The organism is Rhizobium sp. 05N49 (assembly GCF_056396805.1).
In genome coordinates, this window is the sequence record NZ_JBFTME010000036.1 from 1 (window position 1) to 18,708 (window position 18,708).

Below are 18,708 nucleotides of genomic sequence, written 5' to 3' on the forward strand. Positions count from 1 at the left end.
GGTCTCTTCTACTCCTGGTGGGACGATGGTCTCTCCGGCGAAACGGACGATATCGGTTCTGTCGTAACGCTGCATAACTCCATCCGTTATCAGTACGAAACCGGTTCCTTCTACGCTGGCATCAGCGTCGACGAACTGGAAGACGGCGTCTTCAAGGGTACCGTTGATCCCGCCACCGGCGTCTTCACGGCTGACGAAGCTCCGAACAACGTCGGCGTTGCCTTCGGCATCGGCGGTACGGCTGGCGCATTCAGCTACCAGGTTACCGGCGGCTGGGACTTCGACAACGAAGACGGTGCAATCCGCGCAATGGGTACGGCTGAAATTGGTCCGGGCACGCTCGGCCTCGCTGCTGTCTACTCCAGCGGCCCGAACTCCTACTACTCGTCTGCTGAATGGGCAATTGCTGCCGAATACGCCATCAAGGCAACGGACAAGCTGAAGATCACCCCTGGTGTTCAGTACTACGGCAACTACTTCGGTGGCAGCAAGGATGTTCCGGATGACTTCGACGGTCTCGGCGATGCTTGGAAGGCTGGTCTGACGGTTGACTACCAGATCGTTGACAACTTCTACGCCAAGGCTTCCGTCCAGTACCTGGATCCGGAAGATGGCGACGACGTAACCACCGGTTACTTCCGTCTGCAGCGCTCGTTCTAATCTGAACGACGGAACCCCCGGCTTCGTGCCGGGGGTCTCCTAACCCACGAGTTTCTGATCAGAATGACCTCCGATCAGTAACGAGGGACTGGTCCGGTTTTCCCTGCTGGGCCAGTCCTTTGCAGTTGAAAGCGGTCATGAAGCCAGGAGCGCCGCCACGCTTACCGGTTTCACCTTGTCGGCAGGCTTTCCACCGGTTTTCCCAACGTCGCGTACCATTTTAAATTATCGCCGTATTCGTTGGCTCCGGTAAATCGGGCCCTATCTTGTTGCGCGATATGCATCTTTTCGTGATGCAATTTCATCAGGCGAGTTTGCTCATCGGGACAGGTTTCATCTATCGGGATTTGATGCCGATAATGTGACTGTAACGTAACAGGTGAGAAGCTATAAGCATTTCAGAGGCTGGCATTCATTACTACTCTCGGGTAGGTTTCGATAATGGACGATCTTAATGACTACTTCTATTTTGCCGCCGTCGTCTCCAGCGGTGGTTTTGCTTCCGCAAGCCGAACTCTAAAAATACCCCGATCCAAGCTGAGCAGGCGCGTCAGTCGCCTGGAGGATGGCCTCGGCGCGAGGCTGATCGAGCGTTCCACACGTCACTTCCGGGTGACGGAGATCGGGCAGGCTTTTTATGAGCAATGCCAGACGATTCTCAGGGAAGCGGATCGCGCCAAGTCGATCATTACGGAGGCCCAGTCCGATCCGCAGGGAATTGTGCGCATGGGCTGCCCGCTCGGCCTCATCGATATTTCCCTTGGTGCCGTGCTGCCAGAATTCCTGGAGCGCTACCCCAAGATCAAGCTGCAAGTCGTCGGTTCCGAGCGGCGCACGGATCTCATCAACGAGCGCATCGATGTCGAAGTCCGCGCGGCGAGCGAGCCGGAAACACAGGCGAGCCTGACAATGCGAAAGCTGGACCGTGCGCGGCGTATCCTCGTCGCCAGCCCTTCGCTGATCGAACGCATGGGCGAACTCACCAGCGTCGACGATCTCGGCAATTCTCCAACGCTCGCAATGACCGCCTGGATGTCCTTTCATACCTGGGAACTGGTCGGACCGGATGGCGAGAAGAAGGTGGTGCGGCATCAGCCGCGGCTCACCTGCCGCAGCATGACGGCTATCCTCGATGCCGCACGCGCCGGTGTGGGCTACGGGCTCATCCTCGAACATGCCTGCGCGCCGGACCTCCAGTCCGGTCGGCTGGTTCGCGTGTTGCCGGAGTGGCAGACGGTGGAGAGCCAGTTTTATCTCGTCTTCACGACGACCAAGGGCATGCCGCCAGCAGTACGGGCGCTTATCGATTTCCTGGTCGAAAAATCCAAGCAGCATCAGATCGTTACGACCAGCGCTGCACTTGCCGCGGAATAAGGATTACCTTAGGCGAGCCAGTATTTTTTCACTCGTCAATTCCTTGACGGCATCCTTGCCAATCCAGCGCGCGGTCTTGTCGGCGCTGGCGGCAAGGCGTTCGGCCAGCATCAGGGCAGGGGCGTGACAGGCACGGCTGCGTTTGCCGATGTTGCGAAGCGCCCAGTTGACGGCCTTGCGGACGAAGTTTCTGTCATCTGTGGAATGCGCTTCGATCAGCGACAGGTAGGCCAGCAGGCTTTCATCCGTGTCCTTCTTGCGATGCACGGCGGCGCCGGCGATCATGGCAAAGGCGGTTCGCCTGACGAATTCTCTGATATCGGCGGCGAATTCCGGAATTAGCGCGTCGAGATGAGCCTCGACGAAGACGTCGGCGGCGCAGTCGACGATTTCCCAGGAGTTGAAGTCCGCCACCAGTATGCGCGCCTCCGCATCCGTCAGCCTTTTCGGCTCGAACGTGTAGAGCGCCAGCATGCGCGCTTCGCGGATACCACTTGCCCAGAGCTGTTTTGCCCTGATGTGGTTCTTCTTTGCGAGCCGGGCGATCCTTTGCAGATCGGGATTGGAAATGCCGATCGCGGTTTCGGTAACGATGCCGAAACGCGCCATGCCGGCTATATTGTCTTCCGAGCGCAGCGTTAGAAGATGCGCGATCAGCTCTGCTGCGCTCGAAGACGGGCCTATCATTTTTCGAGACGGGCGAGCAGCGAAGACGTATCCCATCTGTTGCCACCGAGCGCCTGAACATCGCCATAGAACTGGTCGACGAGGGCGGTGAGCGGCAATCTGGCGCCGCTGCGTTGTGCTTCCGACAGGACGATGCCAAGATCCTTGCGCATCCAGTCGACGGCAAAGCCGAAATCATACTTGCCCAGATTCATGGTCTTGTGGCGGTTTTCCATCTGCCAGGAGCCCGCGGCCCCCTTGGAGATGACGTCAACCACCTTCTCGATGTCGAGGCCGGCGCGCTTGCCGAAATGCACGGCTTCGGCAAGCCCCTGGACAATGCCGGCGATGCAGATCTGGTTCATCATCTTGGTCAGCTGGCCGGAACCGGCTGGCCCCATCAGGCCGACCATGCGGGCATAGGCGTCAATGACCGGTTTTGCCTTTTCGAAGACGGCCTCATCACCGCCGCACATGACGGTGAGCACGCCATTCTCGGCGCCTGCCTGGCCGCCGGAAACGGGGGCATCGATGAAATCCACACCCTTTGCCTTGGCCGCCGCGTAGAGTTCGCGGGCGACTTCGGCGCTTGCCGTGGTGTTATCGATGAGAACGGAGCCGCGCTTCATGCTCTTCAGCACGCCGCTTTCGCCCGATGTCACCTGACGGAGATCGTCGTCATTGCCGACGCAGACGAAGACGAAATCACAGCCCTCGGCAGCTTCAGCCGGCGTCGGGGCGGACTTTCCGGAGAATTTCTCCGCCCAGGCGGCGGCCTTCTCGGACGTGCGGTTATAGACGGTGACATCGTGGCCGCCTTTTGTCTTCAGATGTCCTGCCATCGGGAAACCCATGACACCGAGACCGATGAAAGCGACTTTCGCCATATGCTGTCCTCCATAACCGCTTGCAAACAGGGTCAGAGGATTAGCGGAAACGACGGGCAGCGGAAAGCCACTCTGCGGAGAGAAGCGACCTCCGTTGGAACAAAATTTCTCCGAGCCCGACAAAACGGGGTCTGGAAAGTTTCAGATACCGTGAATATGACAAATTTAGTTGTCGATCTAATTTATAGACTAAATCATCATTTCCCCATCGAAACAGGCAGCGAGCGCAGCAGGAACACCAGCTCGCCGGAAAAAGGGGATAGAGATGATCACACGTCGACAGACGCTCGGGCTTTTCGGAGCCGCAGCCGCCACCGCCATTCTGCCATCCGTCCGCTCGGCGCGGGCTGCGGCAACGGAGTTCCGCATCGGCTGGCAGAAGAATGGCGTGCTGGCGCTCGCCAAGCGCCGCGGGGCGCTCGAGAAGCGGCTTGCCGATCAGGGTATCACCGTCAGCTGGTCGGAATTCACGTCCGGCCCGCCGCTGCTTGAAGCGCTCGGCGCCGGTGCACTCGACTTCGGGGCTACGGGCGACGTGCCGCCGCTCTTTGCACAGGCGGCAGGCGGAGCGMTCTATTATGTCGGCATTTATCGCGGCAGCCCGGCGGGGTCGGCGATCCTCGTGCGCAAGGATTCGCCGATCAAGACGCTGGAGGATCTGAAAGGCAAGAAGGTTGCCTTCAAGCGCGGTTCCAGCGCTCATAACGTAACCGTCAAGGCCTTGCGCAAGGCGGGGCTGAAGCCGGAGGATGTGCAGCAGGTCGATCTTGCGCCGCCGGATGCCGCTGCTGCATTCAAGAACGGCAGCATCGATGCCTGGTCGATCTGGGATCCCTATCTCGCCATCGCCGAAGCCGATCCCGATGCGCGCATCCTGACGACGGCCGAAGGCATCGTCGATTCCTACAGCTTCTTCCTCGCCAACAAGGATTTCACCGACGCGAACGGTACTGTCATCGTCAATGTGCTGGACGAACTCGCCAAGGTCGGCCGCTCGGCGCAGGACAATCTCGACGCGACGGTCAAGGAGCTCTCGGAAATAACGGGCGTTCCCGCTGATGTTACGCGGGTGACGCTCCAGCGTCCCGGCGCCGATCTCGGCAGCGTGACAACGGTAAGCGATGCGGCTGCCGCCTATCAGCAGGCGCTGGCCGACGAATTCTACAATCTCGGCATCGTGCCGAAGAAGCTCACTACCGGCGACATCGTCTGGCGTCCGAAGGCGAGCTAACCAAGTCAGCCGCCGAGGTAGCTGAATTCGTCAGCCCCTGGGTGAACTGACAGCCTCCGGCGAGCCAGCCAGGTCAGCTGCCGAGGTAGCTGACGTCGCCGCATCTGAGCAAGCTAGTCTCTCCTGCGGCTTGGGGTGGCGCTGGGGCAGGGCCGGGCAACCGCGGCATGGGAGCATACCCATGCCGCGGAACCAGGCAAAATTATTCTCCAGACCGAGTTAGAATAGCAAATTGATATTGTCGATCTAATTGGTCGTCTATGTCAGTATCTCTGCATGACCAAAGGCGACCGGTTCGCGACTTTGGTTCGCAAAAGGGCAGGCCGAAAGCCACGAGGACGGAGAAGAGATTTCATGTTTACACGCAGACAGACGCTCGGGCTTTTCGGTGCTGCGGCCGCAACGACCATTCTCCCGCAAGTTCGCTCCGCACAGGCTGCGGCCACGACGCTGCGCATCGGCTGGCAGAAGTTCGGCGTGTTGCCGCTTGCCAAGGCTGCAGGCGCACTTGAAAAACGGCTTGAGGCCAGGGGTGTAAGCGTCGAGTGGAACGAATTCACTTCCGGCCCGCCGCTGCTTGAAGCCGTCGGCGCCGGCGCACTCGATTTCGGCGTCTCCGGCGATGTACCGCCGCTCTTTGCTCAGGCCGCCGGTGGTGATCTTCTTTATGTCGGCGCCTATCGCGGCCCGGCTGCCTTCCACGGCCTGCTGGTACAGAAGGATTCGCCGATCCAGAAGCTGGAAGATCTCAAGGGCAAGAAAGTCGCCTACAAGCGCGGTTCCAGCGCCCATAATTTCGCCCTCAAGGTTCTCGCGAAGGCAGGGCTTTCGCTGTCGGATATTACCGAAGTCGATCTGCCGCCGCCGGATGCAGGTGCCGCTTTCAAGACCGGCAGCATCGATGCCTGGGCGATCTGGGATCCCTTCTTCGCTGTTGCCGAAGCCGATCCGCACACACGGGTGCTGACGACTTCGGAAGGCTTGCTCGACAACTGGGGGTATTTCCTCGGAAACAGCACCTTCACCAACGCCAATCCCGAAGTGATCGTCGATGTCATCGACGAGCTTGCCAAGGTAGGCGCGGCCGCACAGGCCAATCTCGACGACACGGTGAAGGCGCTCGCCCAGATCACCGGCGTGCCGGCCGATATTACCCGCGTCACACTCACCCGCAGCCAGGCCGACCTCGGCAAAGTTTCGCTCGTTCCGGATGCGGCGCTCACCTACCAGCAGGCGCTCGCCGACGATTTCTACAAACTCAAGATCGTGCCGAAGCAGCTCACGATCAGCGATATCGTGTGGCATCCGAAAGCCAGCTGATCGGGTAACCGGACCGATTTCAGACATTTATAAGAAAGGAATGCGCTCATGACCGCTTCATCCGACCCGATCAATTTTCTCTGGTTCATCCCGACCTCCGGCGACGGCACCTATCTCGGCTCCACCGACCTCAACCGCGCGCCTGAGATCGGTTACCTGACGCAGATCGCCCAGACGGTGGACCGTCTTGGTTATTCCGGTGTGCTGCTGCCGACGGGCGTTGCCTGCGAGGAATCCTTCGTCATGGCTTCGGCGCTCGCGGCGCGGACCGAGAAGCTGCAGTTCCTGGTGGCGATCCGCCCCGGCACGGCATCTCCGGCTTATTATGCCCGCCTTGCCACGACACTCGACCGTATCTCCAACGGTCGCCTGCTGCTCAATATCGTCGTTGGCGGCAGCCCGGCCGAGCTTGCCGGTGACGGCATCCATCTGGAGCATGACGAGCGTTACGCCCATGCCGACGAGTTCTTTCATGTCTTCGAAGAACTGCTGGAAAAGGGTGTCGCGAGCTATGACGGCAAGTATATCAAGGCGACCGATGCGCGCCTCGGATTCCCCTCGGTGCAGTCGCCGCGCCCGCCGCTTTATTTCGGCGGCTCCTCGGATGCCGGCATCGACTTCGCCGTCGGCCGTGTCGACAAGTACCTGACCTGGGGCGAGCCGCCGGCACAGGTTGCCGAGAAGGTGCAGAAGGTGCGCGCTGCCGCCGCCGGCAAGGGCCGCGACGTTTCGTTCGGCATCCGCCTGCATTTCATCGTCCGTGAGACGGACGAGGAGGCTTGGGAAGCCGCCGATCGCCTGATCCGCCATCTTGATGACGAGACGATTGCCGAAGCGCAGGAGCGTTTCGTCAAGGAATCCGACTCTGTCGGCCAGAAGCGCATGGCAGCCCTTCATGGCGGCCGCCGAGACAAGCTCGAAGTGTCGCCGAACCTCTGGGCCGGCATCGGCCTGGTGCGCGCCGGTGCGGGTACTGCGCTCGTCGGCTCGCCGAAGACGGTTGCCGCGCGCCTGCGCGAATATCAGGAGGTCGGCATCGATACGGTCATCGGCTCGGGCTATCCGCACCTTGAAGAAGCCTATCGCGTCGCCGAACTGCTCTTCCCGGAACTCGGCATCGAGAGGGACGAACAGCGGCTCAGCTTCAACAACGAGTTCGGCCGCAAGAAGGTTTTTGCCGGCGGCAGCCATGGCGGCAACCTGAAGGTCGTCTCCGGCTCCTGATCGGGGGCCAGTCACCAACGCAGTTCCGGACACGAAACTCCGCACGGTTTCCCGGAATTGCATTGAAGCAAAGCGCGAGGAAGATATTCATGTCGACTTTCGATACGCCGTTTGCGCGGGCTGCCGCCGATACCGACAAGGGCAGGGCGGGCTTTCGCCTGCCGCTGCCCGGCCGTGACAGGCTGCTGCCCTATCTGGTGCCGGTTTCAATCATCGCACTCTGGCAGATCGGCTGTTCCGTCGGCTGGATTTCCTCGCGCATCATGCCGTCTCCGGCCGATGTCGCCAGTGCCTTCTGGACGACGACGATCTCGGGGCAACTGCCCGAGGATGTGCTGGTCAGCGCCGCACGCGCCTTTGCCGGCCTGCTTGTCGGCGGCTCTATCGGCTTCCTGCTCGGCATTGCCAATGGTGTGTCGAAACTCTCGGAGCAACTGACGGATACGACGCTGCAGATGCTGCGCACCATCCCGCATCTGGCAATGATCCCGCTCGTCATCCTGTGGTTCGGCATCGGTGAGGAATCGAAGCTCTTCCTCACCTCGCTCGGCGTGCTTTTTCCCGTCTATCTCAACACCTACCACGGCGTGCGCAATGTCGATCGCGACCTGATCGAGATGGGCAAGGTCTATGGCATGAGTGGCTGGACGCTGTTCCGCAAGGTGATCTTCCCCGGCGCGCTGCCGTCGATCTTCGTTGGGCTGCGATATGCACTCGGCATCATGTGGCTGACGCTCATCGTCTCGGAATCGATCGCCGCTTCCTCCGGCATCGGCCACATGGCCAACAATGCCCGCGAATTCATGATGACCGATGTCGTGGTGCTGGCGCTCGTCATCTATGCGGTTCTGGGCAAGCTCGCCGATGTCGTCGCTCGTGCCCTTGAGCGCCGGACGCTCAAGTGGAACCCGGCTTACGCGAAATAGGAGTTAGTGCGATGACCGTCATCTCGCGTGAGCGTTTCCATCCCGTCGATACAGCCGAATATGTCGAGCATCAGCCGATCGCCGCCGGCGAGGGCGCTGCCTCCATCACACTCTCGGGCCTCGAAAAGAGCTTTGGTGCCAACCGGGTATTGCGTGGCATCAACCTGCATATTCCCGCCGGCCAGTTTGTCGCGGTCATCGGCAAGAGCGGCTGCGGCAAGAGCACGCTGCTGCGCATCCTGATGGGCCTCGATGAGCCAACTGATGGTGAGTTGCGCTTCGAAGGAGCCGATGGCAGCGATACGCAGCCCAATGCCCGCATCGTCTTCCAGGAGCCCCGGCTTCTTCCCTGGCTCAGTGTCGCAGACAATGTCGTCGTCGGTCTCGGCGAAGGTATCGAAAAGAAGCGGGCGCTGGAAGAAGCTAAGGCTGTGCTGGCCGAAGTTCAGCTCGCCGAAAAAGCCGGCGAATGGCCGGCGCGTCTTTCCGGCGGCCAGCGCCAGCGTGTGGCGCTGGCCCGCGCGCTTGTCAGCAAGCCCGGCATTCTGGCCCTCGACGAACCGCTCGGTGCACTCGATGCACTGACCCGCATCAGCATGCAGCAATTGCTGAACCGCGTCTGGTGCGAACTCGGCTGCACCACCGTGCTCGTCACCCACGATGTCAGCGAGGCGGTGCATCTGGCCGACCGGGTCATCGTATTGGAAGAAGGCCGCATCGCGCTCGATCTCGCCATTCCCTATCCGCATCCGCGTCGTCACGGCAATCCTGCGCTCGCGGAGCTGGAAGGGCGGCTGCTTTCGGCCATTCTCGGCAGTGATGGCGGGCATTAGGTCCGTCATTCATCCTCTTTCAGAGCAAGGCGCTTGAGTGTCGACGAAGTGACATTGCGTCGCTGCAATCGCGCGAGACGAGACACGTGGGTAGGTCATCCGCTAGATTAAGCAGGTTCGCATCATTGCGAGACCTGGCACTCAATACAGTGGATCACTCCCATGACCATTCAACTCTACGGCTTCTGGCGTTCCAACGCCGCTTTCCGCGTCCGCGTCGCACTTGCCTTGAAGAAACTGGCGTTCGAGGAAATCGAGATCGATATTCTCTCCGGGCGTCAGTTCGATGCCGCCTATGCGAAAGTGAACGCCGAGCATGTCGTGCCGACGCTGGTTCACGATGGTCATCAGTTCTTCCAGTCGCTGGCGATCATGGAATATCTGGACGATATCCATCCCGAGCCAAGGCTGATGCCGGTTGACGCAAAAGAGAGAGCCTATGCCCGGTCGCTGGCGCTTGTTGCCATCGCCGATGCCCATCCGCTGATCGTGCCGCGTGTGCGCAAACATCTCGGCGAGGCCCTCGGTGCCGATGCATCCGCGATCGAGGCATGGGGCCGGCATTGGACGATGGAGGGAATTGCGACCTACGAACGCCTGCTCACCCGGCGCCCGCCCGCGCCCTTCGCGCTGGGCGAGACCGCCGGCATTGCCGATATCTGCATCGCCGGCCAGATCGTCCTGGCCGAATTCAACAAGATTGACCTCGCGGCCTTTCCGGCCGTGGCGGCGCTTGGGAAGCGTTGTTTTGATATGCCGGAATTTGCCGGGGCGCATCCTTCGCGGCAGCCGGGGTATTCGAAGGCTCACTAGCGTCGTAGCTTGAGTTGTTCCGCTAATATTCGTCGGCGGGACAGACGTCCGGAAACGCTATGCGGCGCGGATATGACTGCGCCGCGATATCTATCATCCTGGACGTCAGCCAGGCTTGGCATCGCGGTCGTCAAAAGTGCCAGTCAGATGCGCCCCGAGCTTTGATGCCTTCTTCCCACGGCATATGTGTCGGTAGTTCAAACAGAGAGCCATTGTTAGTGATATAGATCGGGCAATTGCCGCCCAGCGCGTGCACTATGTCCATTGTCTCTATGAATTCCCTGGTATTGTAAAAAAATACCCATCCGTGCCCCACGAATATTGTGGAGCTTTCGATAATGGCGAGGTTATGCCGCGACTGCTTCTCATATGCCTCGATTTTTACATTCGCCATCGCTAGGGCTTCGTGAAAATCGATCTTCGTCATTTGGAACCTCTCCCCAGATAATGCCCGTGATGCTGTAAAGCAGATGCTATGCGCAGACTCCAGGCTGTGACTCTCTACTCTATCCCTGCGGCCGAAACTCGTCCGGCAAGTTTTCCTTATAGGGATAGAACTTGAAATAGGGCATCGCCTCTTTCAAGGCCCGAGCAAACGAGGGGCGCTCCAGCAGGCGGCGATAATAGGCCTCGAGGCCGGGGCGTTTCTCGGTGAAGGGCACCAGCGTGCGGGCGTAGAAGAGGGCAGGCGCTGCGGCGCAGTCGGCCATGGTGAAGGCATCGCCGGTGATCCAGGCTTTGCCGTCGATCTGTTTTTCCGCCATGTCATAGGCGAGTTCGAGCATGGCGCGCGCTTCGCTCACACCGTGCGGATCGAGCGCTCCTTCGGGGCGCAGCCGGTCGATGACGATCTTCTGCATCGGCACCTGCACATAGAGATCGAAGAAGCGGTCCCAGAGGCGGACCTGCAGGCCGGCATTGGTGTCTTCCGGCACCAGCGTCACCGGGCCGGGATAGTGCCGGTCGAGATATTCGATGATGATGCTGGTTTCGGGAACGGTGCTGTCGCGCGTCTCGTCGCGCAGCACGGGGATCTTGCCGACCGGCCAGAACCGGACGAGATCGGCGCTCGACTGTTCGTCGGCGAGATCGACGATGCGGTTTTCGAAGGGCGTCGCATTCTCGTAGAGCGCGATCAGCACCTTGTGGCAGAAGGAGGCAAGCGGATGCTGATAGAGAACGAGCACCATGCTTTGACCTTTCCTGAGAAATTCAGCTCAGGACATAAGCAAGGCGCCCGCAAAATGCCAGATGGCAGACTCAGCCGTTATAGCGTGCCGTGACCAGATGGCCGGGGCTCGGCTGGCCTTCCTGCATGCGCACGTTGATTTCGAGCATCTCGAGGAGCTCGAAGCCGGTGGCGGAGAGGCGCTCGCGAATATAGGTCTCCGTATGGATGAACCGCTGGTGCGGGCCGACCATGTAGGGGCGGCCGTCCGCCAGCCTTTCGGGCAGGGTTTCCGAGGAGAAGACGAAAATGCCACCGGGCTTCATATTCTCGGCGGCGCCGAAGAAGAGCGGTTCCAGCGCGCCGAGATAGGGCAGCACATCGGTCGCGGTGATGAGATCGAAGGGGTCTTCGTCGTTATCATCGAGGAAATCCTCGGCCTCGGCGACGAAGAGCGTCTCGTAGACTTCCTTCTCGTCGGCGATGACGACCATGTTCTCGGAAATGTCGATTCCGATCATCTCTTCGCAGAGGTCATTGAGCGCGCTGCCCGTCAGACCCGTGCCACAGCCGAGATCGAGCATGCGCTTGAAGGGGCCGAGCTTCAGATCCTGCAGGCGCTGACGCACGAGCATCGGCACGTGATAGCCGAGCTGCTCCACCAGCACATCCTCGAAGACTTCGGCATGCTGGTCGAAGAGGGTTTCGACATAGGCGTCCGGCGCACGGACTGGCGTTTCGCCGCGGCCCATGGAGGCAATACGGACGGCCGCGCCGCCGTGATCGTCGGGGTCGATTGCCAGGACCTCCTGGTAAGCCTCGACGGCCGCATCGACATCACCGGCTTTCTCAAGCGCAAGAGCGCGGTTATAGGCTTCCGCGAGAGCCTCTTCGTCGACTTTCTTTTTGTTCATGCGGGCGTTTTAGAGCCCGCAGCCTACCATCGCAACTGCATTTTCAGTGCAATATGAATTCACCCTTAAGAGAGCGCCATTCGGTTGCCGAAATGAGCCTGCGGTGAATGTAACGCACCGAATGCAGCGGCCCGTCCAGTTTCTCCTGCCAGAATTTCAGAAAACCGCGCATTTCCGGAAAGTCCGGGGCGAGGTCATAGTCCTGCCAGATATAGGTCTGGAGAAAGGCCGGATGATCCGGCATGTGGTAGAGGATCTGCGCTGTCGTCAGCCCATAACCATTGAGCTGTTTTTCCATGTCTTTGTGCATTTTGTCTCGCTTCTTCTTGTTCCCACTTCGCGCTTATTAGCGCCACATGATATGAGATCATGCGGTGGTTAACCGAAGCTTGACAGATAGCGCATAAAAGAGCTATTTATTTTTAATTTCAAAGTCTTAGCAGCACTCATCGGGGAGTGCTGCTAGCCTCTTCAGCGCTTCAGATGACGGGTCAGGCGGCGTTCGATCCAGTTCCAGAGGTGGCGAAGCGCCTCGACGATGGCGAGGTAGAAGATCGCCGCCCACAGGTAGGTCTGGTAATCAAAAGTGCGCGAGAAGGCGTAGCGCGTCTCACCCATGAGGTCGAGCACGGTAATGATGGCGACGACCGCCGAGCCCTTGATGAGCAGAATGATCTCGTTGCCATAGGGGCGCAGCGCCACGATGAAGGCCTGCGGCAGGACGATCTTGAAAAAGGCGATGCGCTTGTGGATGCCGAGTGCTGCCGCCGCCTCATGCTGACCATGCGGCACGCTTTCGATGGCGCCGCGCAGGATTTCCGCCTGATAGGCCGCGGTGTTGATGGTCATGGCGAAGACGCCGCAATACCAGGCGTCACGGAAGAACCACCAGAGGCCGATTGCTTCCATCTGCGGGCGAAAGATGCCGAGGCCGTAATAGACGAGGAAGAGCTGGGCCAGAAGCGGCGTGCCGCGGAAGAAATAGATGTAGCAGTAGGCCAGTCCGTTCAGCACCCGGTTTCCGGACATGCGGGCCATGGCGAGCGGCAATGACAGCACGGCGCCGAACACGACCGAGAGGGCGACGATGGAAAGCGTGATCCAGAGGCCGTGCAGGTAGCGCGGCCCGTAACGGGTAAACTTATCCGGATCCCAGCCCTTGATGACGGTCAGGATCAGGAAGGCTGCGAGCAGTGCCCAGAAAGCGACGAGGATGTAGCCGGTGAGGCGGGCGGGCGTCATCGGCTTTGCCACCGCGCGCGGTGCAGCTTGTGGCGCGATCAATTTTTCAGCGTAGCTCAACGGCGGACCTCCGAACGCTTGGCCCAGCGGTCGATATAGACAAGCAGGAAGGAGGAGAGGATGGCGAGCACCAGATAGAGACAGCAGGCGATGCCATAGAAGAAGAAGGGTTCCTTGGTGACGCGCACGGCCACGTTCGTCTGGCGCAGAATATCGGAGAGGCTGATGATCGAGACGTAGGACGTGTCCTTCAAGAGCACCATCCAGAGGTTCGTCAGGCCGGGCAGGGCGATACGCACCAGTTGCGGCAGGACGATGAGGCGCAGTGTGCGGCCGCGATGCAGCCCAAGCGCATCACCCGCCTCATACTGGCCCTTGGGAATGGCGCGGAAGGCAGACAGCAGCACTTCCGAACAATAGGCGGAAAAGACCACCGACAGCGCAATGACGCCGGCGACGAAAGCGTTGATCTCGACCGGTGGCCCTTCATAGCCGGCAATGTCGAGCAGATACTGGATCAGGATCTGCATGCCGTAATAGATGATGAAGAGCGTCAGAAGTTCCGGCAGTCCGCGGAAGATCGTGGTGTAGATGCCAGCTGCCAGCCGCAGCGACTTCTCTTCCGACTGCTGGCCGAGCGCCACGAGGAAACCGATGACGAGACCGATCGGCAGGGTGACGATCGCCACCGAAACCGTGACCTGCAGGCCAAGCGCGATCTCGTCGCCCCAGCCGGTGTCGCCACAGGCAAGGATGGTCGACGGGGCCAACCAGGTGAAAATACCGACGGGTCCGCACAGCGGATCGAAGATGTGCACAAGCAGGCTCCAGAAGGAGCCGAGCGCGGAAAACAATCCGCCCATGCCAGAAATCCCCTCACGGCTTTTGCCGTTTTGATATTGCCACCTTTGTCAAACAAAAATGGCGGAAGAGCAAGCCTTCCGCCATTTCCTTCATCGGCCAGATAGCGAATTTATCATTCGCCGTAAACGTCGAAATCGAAGTACTTGTCCTGGATCTTCTTGTACTCACCGCTGGCGCGGATCGCGGCGATCGCCGTGTTGAGCTTTTCCTTCAGCGGATCGCCCTTGCGGACAGCGATACCGGCGCCATTGCCGCTGATTTCCTTGTCGACCGGCAGGGCCGTCAGGATCTTGCAGCAGGTGCCATCACCGGATTTGATCCATTCCGAGAGGACGACGATGTCATCGATGACGGCATCGACACGGCCGGCCGCAACATCGAGCTTGTACTCGTCAGCCGTCGGGTAAAGCTTCAGCTCGCTGTCAGCGAAGTGCTTCTCGACATAGGTGACGTTTGTCGTGGAGATTTGCACGCCGATCGCCTTGCCCTTGAGGCCGGCGACATCAGTCACGGTCGAATCCTTCGGCACAGCAACGGCCGGCGGGGTTCTGTAAAAATGATCGGAGAAATCGACGAGCTTCAGGCGCTCCGGGGTGATCGCCATCGACGAGACGATCATGTCGAACTTCTTGGCGTTGAGCGCCGGGATGATGCCGTCCCAGTCGGTCGAAACGAAGGAACAGTCGGCCTTCATCTGAGCGCATAGGGCCTTGGCGATATCGATGTCGAAGCCCTGGATGGTGCCGCTGGCATCGACGAATTCGAACGGCGGGTAGGTCGAATCGGTGCCAATGACGTATTTTTCGTCGTCGGCGAGAGCCGAACAGGCAAAGAGAGACAATGCCGCAACCGAGGCTGCAGCAAGGAGCTTCGTGGAGATACGCATGAGAATTCCTCTCACGGCTTTTGCCGTTTTGACATCGCCGTGTTGCCGAACAAAAAATGGCGGAAGAGCAAGTCTTCCGCCATCACCTTCATCGGCCAGATACCGAATTTATCATTCGCCGTAAACGTCGAAATCGAAGTACTTGTCCTGGATCTTCTTGTACTCGCCGCTGGCGCGGATCGCGGCGATTGCCGTGTTGAGCTTTTCCTTCAGCGGATCGCCCTTGCGGATGGCGATGCCAGCACCGTTGCCGTTGATTTCCTTGTCGACCGGCAGGGTCGTCAGGATCTTGCAGCAGGAGCCGGCGTCGGACTTGACCCATTCGGAGAGAACGACGACGTCGTCGATGACGGCATCGACGCGGCCGCTGGAAACGTCGAGCTTGTACTCGTCAGCCGTCGGATAGAGCTTCAGCTCGGTGTCGGCGAGGTGCTTCTCGGCGTAGTTGGCATGGGTCGTGGAAGTCTGCGCACCGATCACCTTGCCCTTGAGGCCGGCAACGTCAGTGATGGTGGAGTCCTTCGGCACGGCGATTGCCGGCGGGGTGTTGTAATACTTGTTGGAGAAGTCGACGAGCTTCAGGCGCTCCGGGGTGATCGACATAGAGGAGACGATCATGTCGAACTTCTTGGCGTTGAGCGCCGGGATGATGCCGTCCCAGTCGGTGCTGACGAACGAGCATTCAGCCTTCATTTCGGCGCAGAGTGCCTTGGCGATATCAATGTCGAAGCCCTGAATGGTGCCACTGGCGTCGACGAATTCGAACGGCGGGTAGGTCGAGTCCGTGCCGATCACGTATTTTTCGCCGTCAGCAAGTGCTGCGCCGGCAAAAAGGGACATTGCCGCTAGCGAAGCTGCAGCAAGGAGCTTGGTGGAAATGCGCATGAGGATCCTCTCTGTTGGTGGCGCCGGGTCTTGTTGTTGTTCGCCGGCGGCCGCACACTTCGACGGTGCCACCACCGTCTTGCGGCGATAATCAAACCTTTTTTCGCAAAATTGCAACAGGAATCCCCGCGCAGTTGTGCGTTGCAACCGGCAGCCGAGATGAACAGGGCCCGACCGTGGTGTTCAGGCAAGGTTAATCCCGTCCTTCTTAGCGTCAGGAACAAATCTGCATTTTAACGATTTGTGCTTCGCTTAGTGCACAAAAAGCCGTGATTGCGGGGCAGTCAGCCCCGGTTGAAGTCAAAATAAGGACGAGGAAACCCCTGATGGGCATGAAATCCAGACTGTTTGCCAGTGCGGCCTTTCCGCTGCTTTCCCTTACCCTGGTGGTGCCGCCGGTAGGCGCTTACGCCGCAGTGGGCGGGGTTGAGCACGGCGCTGTCGGCACCGTCGCCAATCCCCTTATCGGGGGCAGCTACGAGGTGGCACAGGACGCACCTTCCGAAGAGGAGCTTCTGAAAAGGAAGAAGCAGGCGGAAGAGCAGCAACAGCAGCAGGAGGCGCCTGCAGAAAAGCCGCAGAAGCGCGAGGCCCCCGCCGAAAGCGCTCCGGAACCGGAACAGAAGCCCAGGCGTCAGCGCGAACCCGCACCGCAGGCAGAGCCCCAGGCGCAGGCACCTGCGGCTGAGGAGCCCGCACGTCCACGCCGCCAGCGGGAAGCCCAGCCCGAACAGGCAGCACCCGACCAGCAGGCGCCTGCCGCCGAAGAGCCGCAGAAGCCGCGTCGCCAGCGTCAGGCGCAGCCCGAACAGCAGGCCGAGCCGCAAGCCGAGCAGCCACCCGCAGAGCAGCCGAAGCGCCAGCGCGACCGCAAGCAGAATGCCGAGCAGGCCGCCCCTGAGGCGCAGCAGCCGGCTGCCGAAGCCCCAGCCGCAGGCGAAGCGAATCAGCCCGCTGAAAAACCGCGCCAGCGCCCGCAGCGCCAGAAGAGCGAAACGACAGAGCAGCCCGCCGAGCAGAGCACGGAACAGCCTGCAGAGCAGCAGGGTGGCAAGCGCCCGGCCGGCGGCAAGCGTCCCGCTGCCACCGAGCAGCAGGCAGCACCGGCCGGAGAAGCACCGGCTCCCGCTGAAAAGCCCGCAACGGCCGAGAAGCCTGCGACCGCAGAACAGCCTGCAGCCGAGCAGCCCGTTCCGACCAAGAAGCCGGCGACTGCTGAAAAGCCCGCCACAGCCGAACAGCCGGCCGCTGGCCAGGCTGAACAACCTGCAGCAGGTCAAGCCCAGCAACCGGCCGAGCAGCCAGCCACCGGCCAGGTCCAGCCGGAACAGCCTGCCGCAAACGCTCCGCAGCCCGGCCAGCCGCCGGCAGCCACTGCGCCGCAGCAGGCCGAACAGGCCATTCCTGCGCCCGAAAAGGTCACACCGCAGGAGCTGGAGCGCCGCAAGGAGATCGCCCAGGATCCTGCCAAGAGCAACGAGACCATCGTGTTGCCCGTTCAGAACGGTGCCGCTGTTCTCGACAGCGACAAGGATGCCGATCGCAGCCAGGGCCGGCAGGGCCGCCGCGACCGGGATCGCCAGCGCGCCGACAGCCAGGATTTCAAGCTGCCGACCTCCGATGCCGAAGCTCAGTCGCTGAGCGGCACCCGGCAGCGTGCGCCGGTACAGATCGAGGCCATCACCCGCGAGGAAGGCCGGCGCATCGACCGCCGTCCCCAGTTCGCCCAACCTGACGGCGCGCGCTACGGCGAGCGCACCGACGACAGCCGCGTCATCATCCAGTTCGGCAACCGCACCGTGGTGCGCAGCGACGACGATCGCCGGTTCCTGCGCGACGGCGAACGGCCGAGCTATGAGGAGCTTTCGGGCGACCGTTACCGCGAGACGATCATGCGGCCTGAGGGCTATCGCATCGTGACGCTGCGCAACCGCTACGGCGACATCATCCAGCGCTCACGCGTCGATGCACGCGGCCGGGAAGAGGTGCTCTACTATTCGCCTGAGCTCTATGAGGATCCGGACCGCGATTACTTCGAGGATCCAGGTGCCGACCTGCCGCCGATGCGTCTGCGCGTGCCGCTCAACGACTATATCATCGACACCAGCACCGATCCGGACCGTGATTATTACGAGTTCCTGAGCGAGCCGCCCGTCGAGCCGGTCGAACGCGTCTATTCGCTGAACGAGGTGAAATATTCCGCTCGTATCCGCGACAAGGTGCGCCGTATCGACCTGGATACGGTGACCTTCGCGACCGGCAGCGCGGAAATTCCGATGAGCCAGGCCCGCACGCTGCGCAAGGTGGCGGATGCGATGAACGAAGTGCTCGACAAGAACAAGAGCGAGACCTTCCTGATCGAAGGCCATACCGATGCCGTCGGTTCGGACCAGAGCAACCTGATCCTCTCCGACCAGCGCGCGGAATCGGTCGCCAATGTGCTGACGGATGTCTATGGCATTCCGCCGGAGAACCTTGCGACGCAGGGTTATGGCGAGCGCTATCTGAAGGTGAATACGGATGGGCCGAACCAGGAGAACCGCCGTGTGACCATTCGCCGTGTCACGCCGCTGGTGCGGCCTGTTGCTCAGAGGTAATTTATTACGGTACTAATAGAGGAGGGCGGGGTCGTGAGGCCTCGCCCTTTTTGTTTTGTGGATTCGACGGCGCGGCGTCTTCCCTTCTCCCCAGCGGGGAGAAGGTGGCCCGAAGGGTCGGATGAGGGGGCCGCACGGTAAAACATATGCCGTCTTCGCTATCCGCTCAGACGTTCGCTCCTGACGTCGCTCACCGCCTCATCTGTCCTATCGGATAT

At 60.6% G+C, this 18,708-nt stretch carries 19 protein-coding genes; 9 read left to right on the forward strand and 10 right to left on the reverse strand.

The window, feature by feature from the left end; translation table 11 throughout:
• On the forward strand, nucleotides 1–660 hold a 660-nt coding region (locus tag AC1DF8_RS34575), incomplete at its 5' end, for a porin (protein ID WP_478157263.1).
• A 441-nt stretch (nucleotides 661–1,101) separates the two neighbouring features.
• Nucleotides 1,102–2,034, forward strand: coding sequence for a LysR substrate-binding domain-containing protein (locus AC1DF8_RS34580; RefSeq protein ID WP_478157265.1), 933 nt, complete (start codon nucleotides 1,102–1,104; stop codon nucleotides 2,032–2,034).
• A gap of 3 nt (nucleotides 2,035–2,037) precedes the next feature.
• Here the strand turns inward: AC1DF8_RS34580 and AC1DF8_RS34585 are convergent, their stop codons facing one another.
• Together AC1DF8_RS34585 and AC1DF8_RS34590 are read right to left on the reverse strand one after the other, a co-directional pair.
• Complete coding sequence (locus AC1DF8_RS34585; RefSeq protein WP_478157305.1) at nucleotides 2,038–2,721, reverse strand: DNA alkylation repair protein; 684 nt, start codon at nucleotides 2,719–2,721, stop codon at nucleotides 2,038–2,040.
• Nucleotides 2,718–3,587 carry an NAD(P)-dependent oxidoreductase gene (locus tag AC1DF8_RS34590; protein WP_478157267.1) on the reverse strand — a complete coding sequence of 290 codons (870 nt, stop codon included), beginning with the start codon at nucleotides 3,585–3,587 and terminating at the stop codon, nucleotides 2,718–2,720. Before AC1DF8_RS34590 ends, AC1DF8_RS34585 begins: the two co-directional genes overlap by 4 nt.
• Before the next feature lie 265 nt (nucleotides 3,588–3,852).
• On the opposite strand from AC1DF8_RS34590, the gene AC1DF8_RS34595 reads away from it, so the two are divergent.
• From AC1DF8_RS34595 to maiA, 6 genes are all read left to right on the forward strand, one after another.
• Nucleotides 3,853–4,818: an aliphatic sulfonate ABC transporter substrate-binding protein gene (locus AC1DF8_RS34595; RefSeq protein ID WP_478157269.1), complete on the forward strand. Its 966-nt coding sequence runs from the start codon at nucleotides 3,853–3,855 to the stop codon at nucleotides 4,816–4,818.
• A 354-nt stretch (nucleotides 4,819–5,172) separates the two neighbouring features.
• Entirely contained in the window at nucleotides 5,173–6,138 is a 966-nt protein-coding gene (locus tag AC1DF8_RS34600; RefSeq protein ID WP_478157271.1) for an aliphatic sulfonate ABC transporter substrate-binding protein, read from the forward strand.
• Nucleotides 6,139–6,186: 48 nt separating this feature from the next.
• Complete coding sequence (gene ssuD / locus AC1DF8_RS34605) at nucleotides 6,187–7,362, forward strand: FMNH2-dependent alkanesulfonate monooxygenase (protein WP_478157273.1); 1,176 nt, start codon at nucleotides 6,187–6,189, stop codon at nucleotides 7,360–7,362.
• An 89-nt stretch (nucleotides 7,363–7,451) separates the two neighbouring features.
• Nucleotides 7,452–8,288, forward strand: coding sequence for an aliphatic sulfonate ABC transporter permease SsuC (gene ssuC, locus AC1DF8_RS34610; protein WP_113209231.1), 837 nt, complete (start codon nucleotides 7,452–7,454; stop codon nucleotides 8,286–8,288).
• 11 nt (nucleotides 8,289–8,299) lie between these two features.
• Nucleotides 8,300–9,121, forward strand: coding sequence for an ATP-binding cassette domain-containing protein (locus tag AC1DF8_RS34615; protein ID WP_113211648.1), 822 nt, complete (start codon nucleotides 8,300–8,302; stop codon nucleotides 9,119–9,121).
• Between the two features lie 162 nt (nucleotides 9,122–9,283).
• A complete protein-coding gene (gene maiA / locus AC1DF8_RS34620) occupies nucleotides 9,284–9,934 on the forward strand; it encodes a maleylacetoacetate isomerase (protein ID WP_112968302.1) in 651 nt (216 codons plus the stop codon).
• A gap of 130 nt (nucleotides 9,935–10,064) precedes the next feature.
• Here maiA and AC1DF8_RS34625 read toward each other — a convergent pair whose 3' ends face one another.
• From AC1DF8_RS34625 to AC1DF8_RS34660, 8 genes are all read right to left on the reverse strand, one after another.
• On the reverse strand, nucleotides 10,065–10,361 hold the full coding sequence (locus AC1DF8_RS34625; protein ID WP_478157277.1) for a YrhB domain-containing protein: 297 nt from the start codon (nucleotides 10,359–10,361) through the stop codon (nucleotides 10,065–10,067).
• A 79-nt stretch (nucleotides 10,362–10,440) separates the two neighbouring features.
• Complete coding sequence (locus AC1DF8_RS34630; RefSeq protein ID WP_478157279.1) at nucleotides 10,441–11,124, reverse strand: glutathione S-transferase family protein; 684 nt, start codon at nucleotides 11,122–11,124, stop codon at nucleotides 10,441–10,443.
• Nucleotides 11,125–11,194: 70 nt separating this feature from the next.
• Nucleotides 11,195–12,016 carry a class I SAM-dependent methyltransferase gene (locus tag AC1DF8_RS34635; protein ID WP_112547514.1) on the reverse strand — a complete coding sequence of 274 codons (822 nt, stop codon included), beginning with the start codon at nucleotides 12,014–12,016 and terminating at the stop codon, nucleotides 11,195–11,197.
• A gap of 43 nt (nucleotides 12,017–12,059) precedes the next feature.
• Nucleotides 12,060–12,326, reverse strand: coding sequence for an usg protein (locus tag AC1DF8_RS34640; RefSeq protein ID WP_112547513.1), 267 nt, complete (start codon nucleotides 12,324–12,326; stop codon nucleotides 12,060–12,062).
• Nucleotides 12,327–12,487: 161 nt separating this feature from the next.
• Nucleotides 12,488–13,318 carry an ABC transporter permease gene (locus AC1DF8_RS34645; RefSeq protein WP_112968300.1) on the reverse strand — a complete coding sequence of 277 codons (831 nt, stop codon included), beginning with the start codon at nucleotides 13,316–13,318 and terminating at the stop codon, nucleotides 12,488–12,490.
• A complete protein-coding gene (locus AC1DF8_RS34650; RefSeq protein WP_112547511.1) occupies nucleotides 13,315–14,121 on the reverse strand; it encodes an ABC transporter permease in 807 nt (268 codons plus the stop codon). Before AC1DF8_RS34650 ends, AC1DF8_RS34645 begins: the two co-directional genes overlap by 4 nt.
• Nucleotides 14,122–14,234: 113 nt before the next feature.
• Entirely contained in the window at nucleotides 14,235–15,008 is a 774-nt protein-coding gene (locus AC1DF8_RS34655; RefSeq protein WP_478157282.1) for a transporter substrate-binding domain-containing protein, read from the reverse strand.
• Nucleotides 15,009–15,119: 111 nt separating this feature from the next.
• On the reverse strand, nucleotides 15,120–15,893 hold the full coding sequence (locus tag AC1DF8_RS34660; RefSeq protein WP_112968299.1) for a transporter substrate-binding domain-containing protein: 774 nt from the start codon (nucleotides 15,891–15,893) through the stop codon (nucleotides 15,120–15,122).
• Nucleotides 15,894–16,219: 326 nt separating this feature from the next.
• Between AC1DF8_RS34660 and AC1DF8_RS34665 the strand changes: the two genes are divergently transcribed.
• Entirely contained in the window at nucleotides 16,220–18,490 is a 2,271-nt protein-coding gene (locus tag AC1DF8_RS34665; protein WP_113116881.1) for an OmpA family protein, read from the forward strand.
• Nucleotides 18,491–18,708 lie beyond the last annotated feature (218 nt).

Excerpts from the sequence above, each read along its gene's own strand:
- AC1DF8_RS34580 (WP_478157265.1), top strand. The coding sequence starts at position 1,102 with ATGGACGATCTTAATGACTACTTCTATTTTGCCGCCGTCGTCTCCAGC.
- AC1DF8_RS34585 (WP_478157305.1), bottom strand. The coding sequence starts at position 2,721 with ATGATAGGCCCGTCTTCGAGCGCAGCAGAGCTGATCGCGCATCTTCTA.
- AC1DF8_RS34590 (WP_478157267.1), bottom strand. The coding sequence starts at position 3,587 with ATGGCGAAAGTCGCTTTCATCGGTCTCGGTGTCATGGGTTTCCCGATG.
- AC1DF8_RS34600 (WP_478157271.1), top strand. The coding sequence starts at position 5,173 with ATGTTTACACGCAGACAGACGCTCGGGCTTTTCGGTGCTGCGGCCGCA.
- ssuD (WP_478157273.1), top strand. The coding sequence starts at position 6,187 with ATGACCGCTTCATCCGACCCGATCAATTTTCTCTGGTTCATCCCGACC.
- ssuC (WP_113209231.1), top strand. The coding sequence starts at position 7,452 with ATGTCGACTTTCGATACGCCGTTTGCGCGGGCTGCCGCCGATACCGAC.
- AC1DF8_RS34615 (WP_113211648.1), top strand. The coding sequence starts at position 8,300 with ATGACCGTCATCTCGCGTGAGCGTTTCCATCCCGTCGATACAGCCGAA.
- maiA (WP_112968302.1), top strand. The coding sequence starts at position 9,284 with ATGACCATTCAACTCTACGGCTTCTGGCGTTCCAACGCCGCTTTCCGC.
- AC1DF8_RS34625 (WP_478157277.1), bottom strand. The coding sequence starts at position 10,361 with ATGACGAAGATCGATTTTCACGAAGCCCTAGCGATGGCGAATGTAAAA.
- AC1DF8_RS34630 (WP_478157279.1), bottom strand. The coding sequence starts at position 11,124 with ATGGTGCTCGTTCTCTATCAGCATCCGCTTGCCTCCTTCTGCCACAAG.
- AC1DF8_RS34635 (WP_112547514.1), bottom strand. The coding sequence starts at position 12,016 with ATGAACAAAAAGAAAGTCGACGAAGAGGCTCTCGCGGAAGCCTATAAC.
- AC1DF8_RS34640 (WP_112547513.1), bottom strand. The coding sequence starts at position 12,326 with ATGCACAAAGACATGGAAAAACAGCTCAATGGTTATGGGCTGACGACA.
- AC1DF8_RS34650 (WP_112547511.1), bottom strand. The coding sequence starts at position 14,121 with ATGGGCGGATTGTTTTCCGCGCTCGGCTCCTTCTGGAGCCTGCTTGTG.
- AC1DF8_RS34655 (WP_478157282.1), bottom strand. The coding sequence starts at position 15,008 with ATGCGTATCTCCACGAAGCTCCTTGCTGCAGCCTCGGTTGCGGCATTG.
- AC1DF8_RS34660 (WP_112968299.1), bottom strand. The coding sequence starts at position 15,893 with ATGCGCATTTCCACCAAGCTCCTTGCTGCAGCTTCGCTAGCGGCAATG.
- AC1DF8_RS34665 (WP_113116881.1), top strand. The coding sequence starts at position 16,220 with ATGGGCATGAAATCCAGACTGTTTGCCAGTGCGGCCTTTCCGCTGCTT.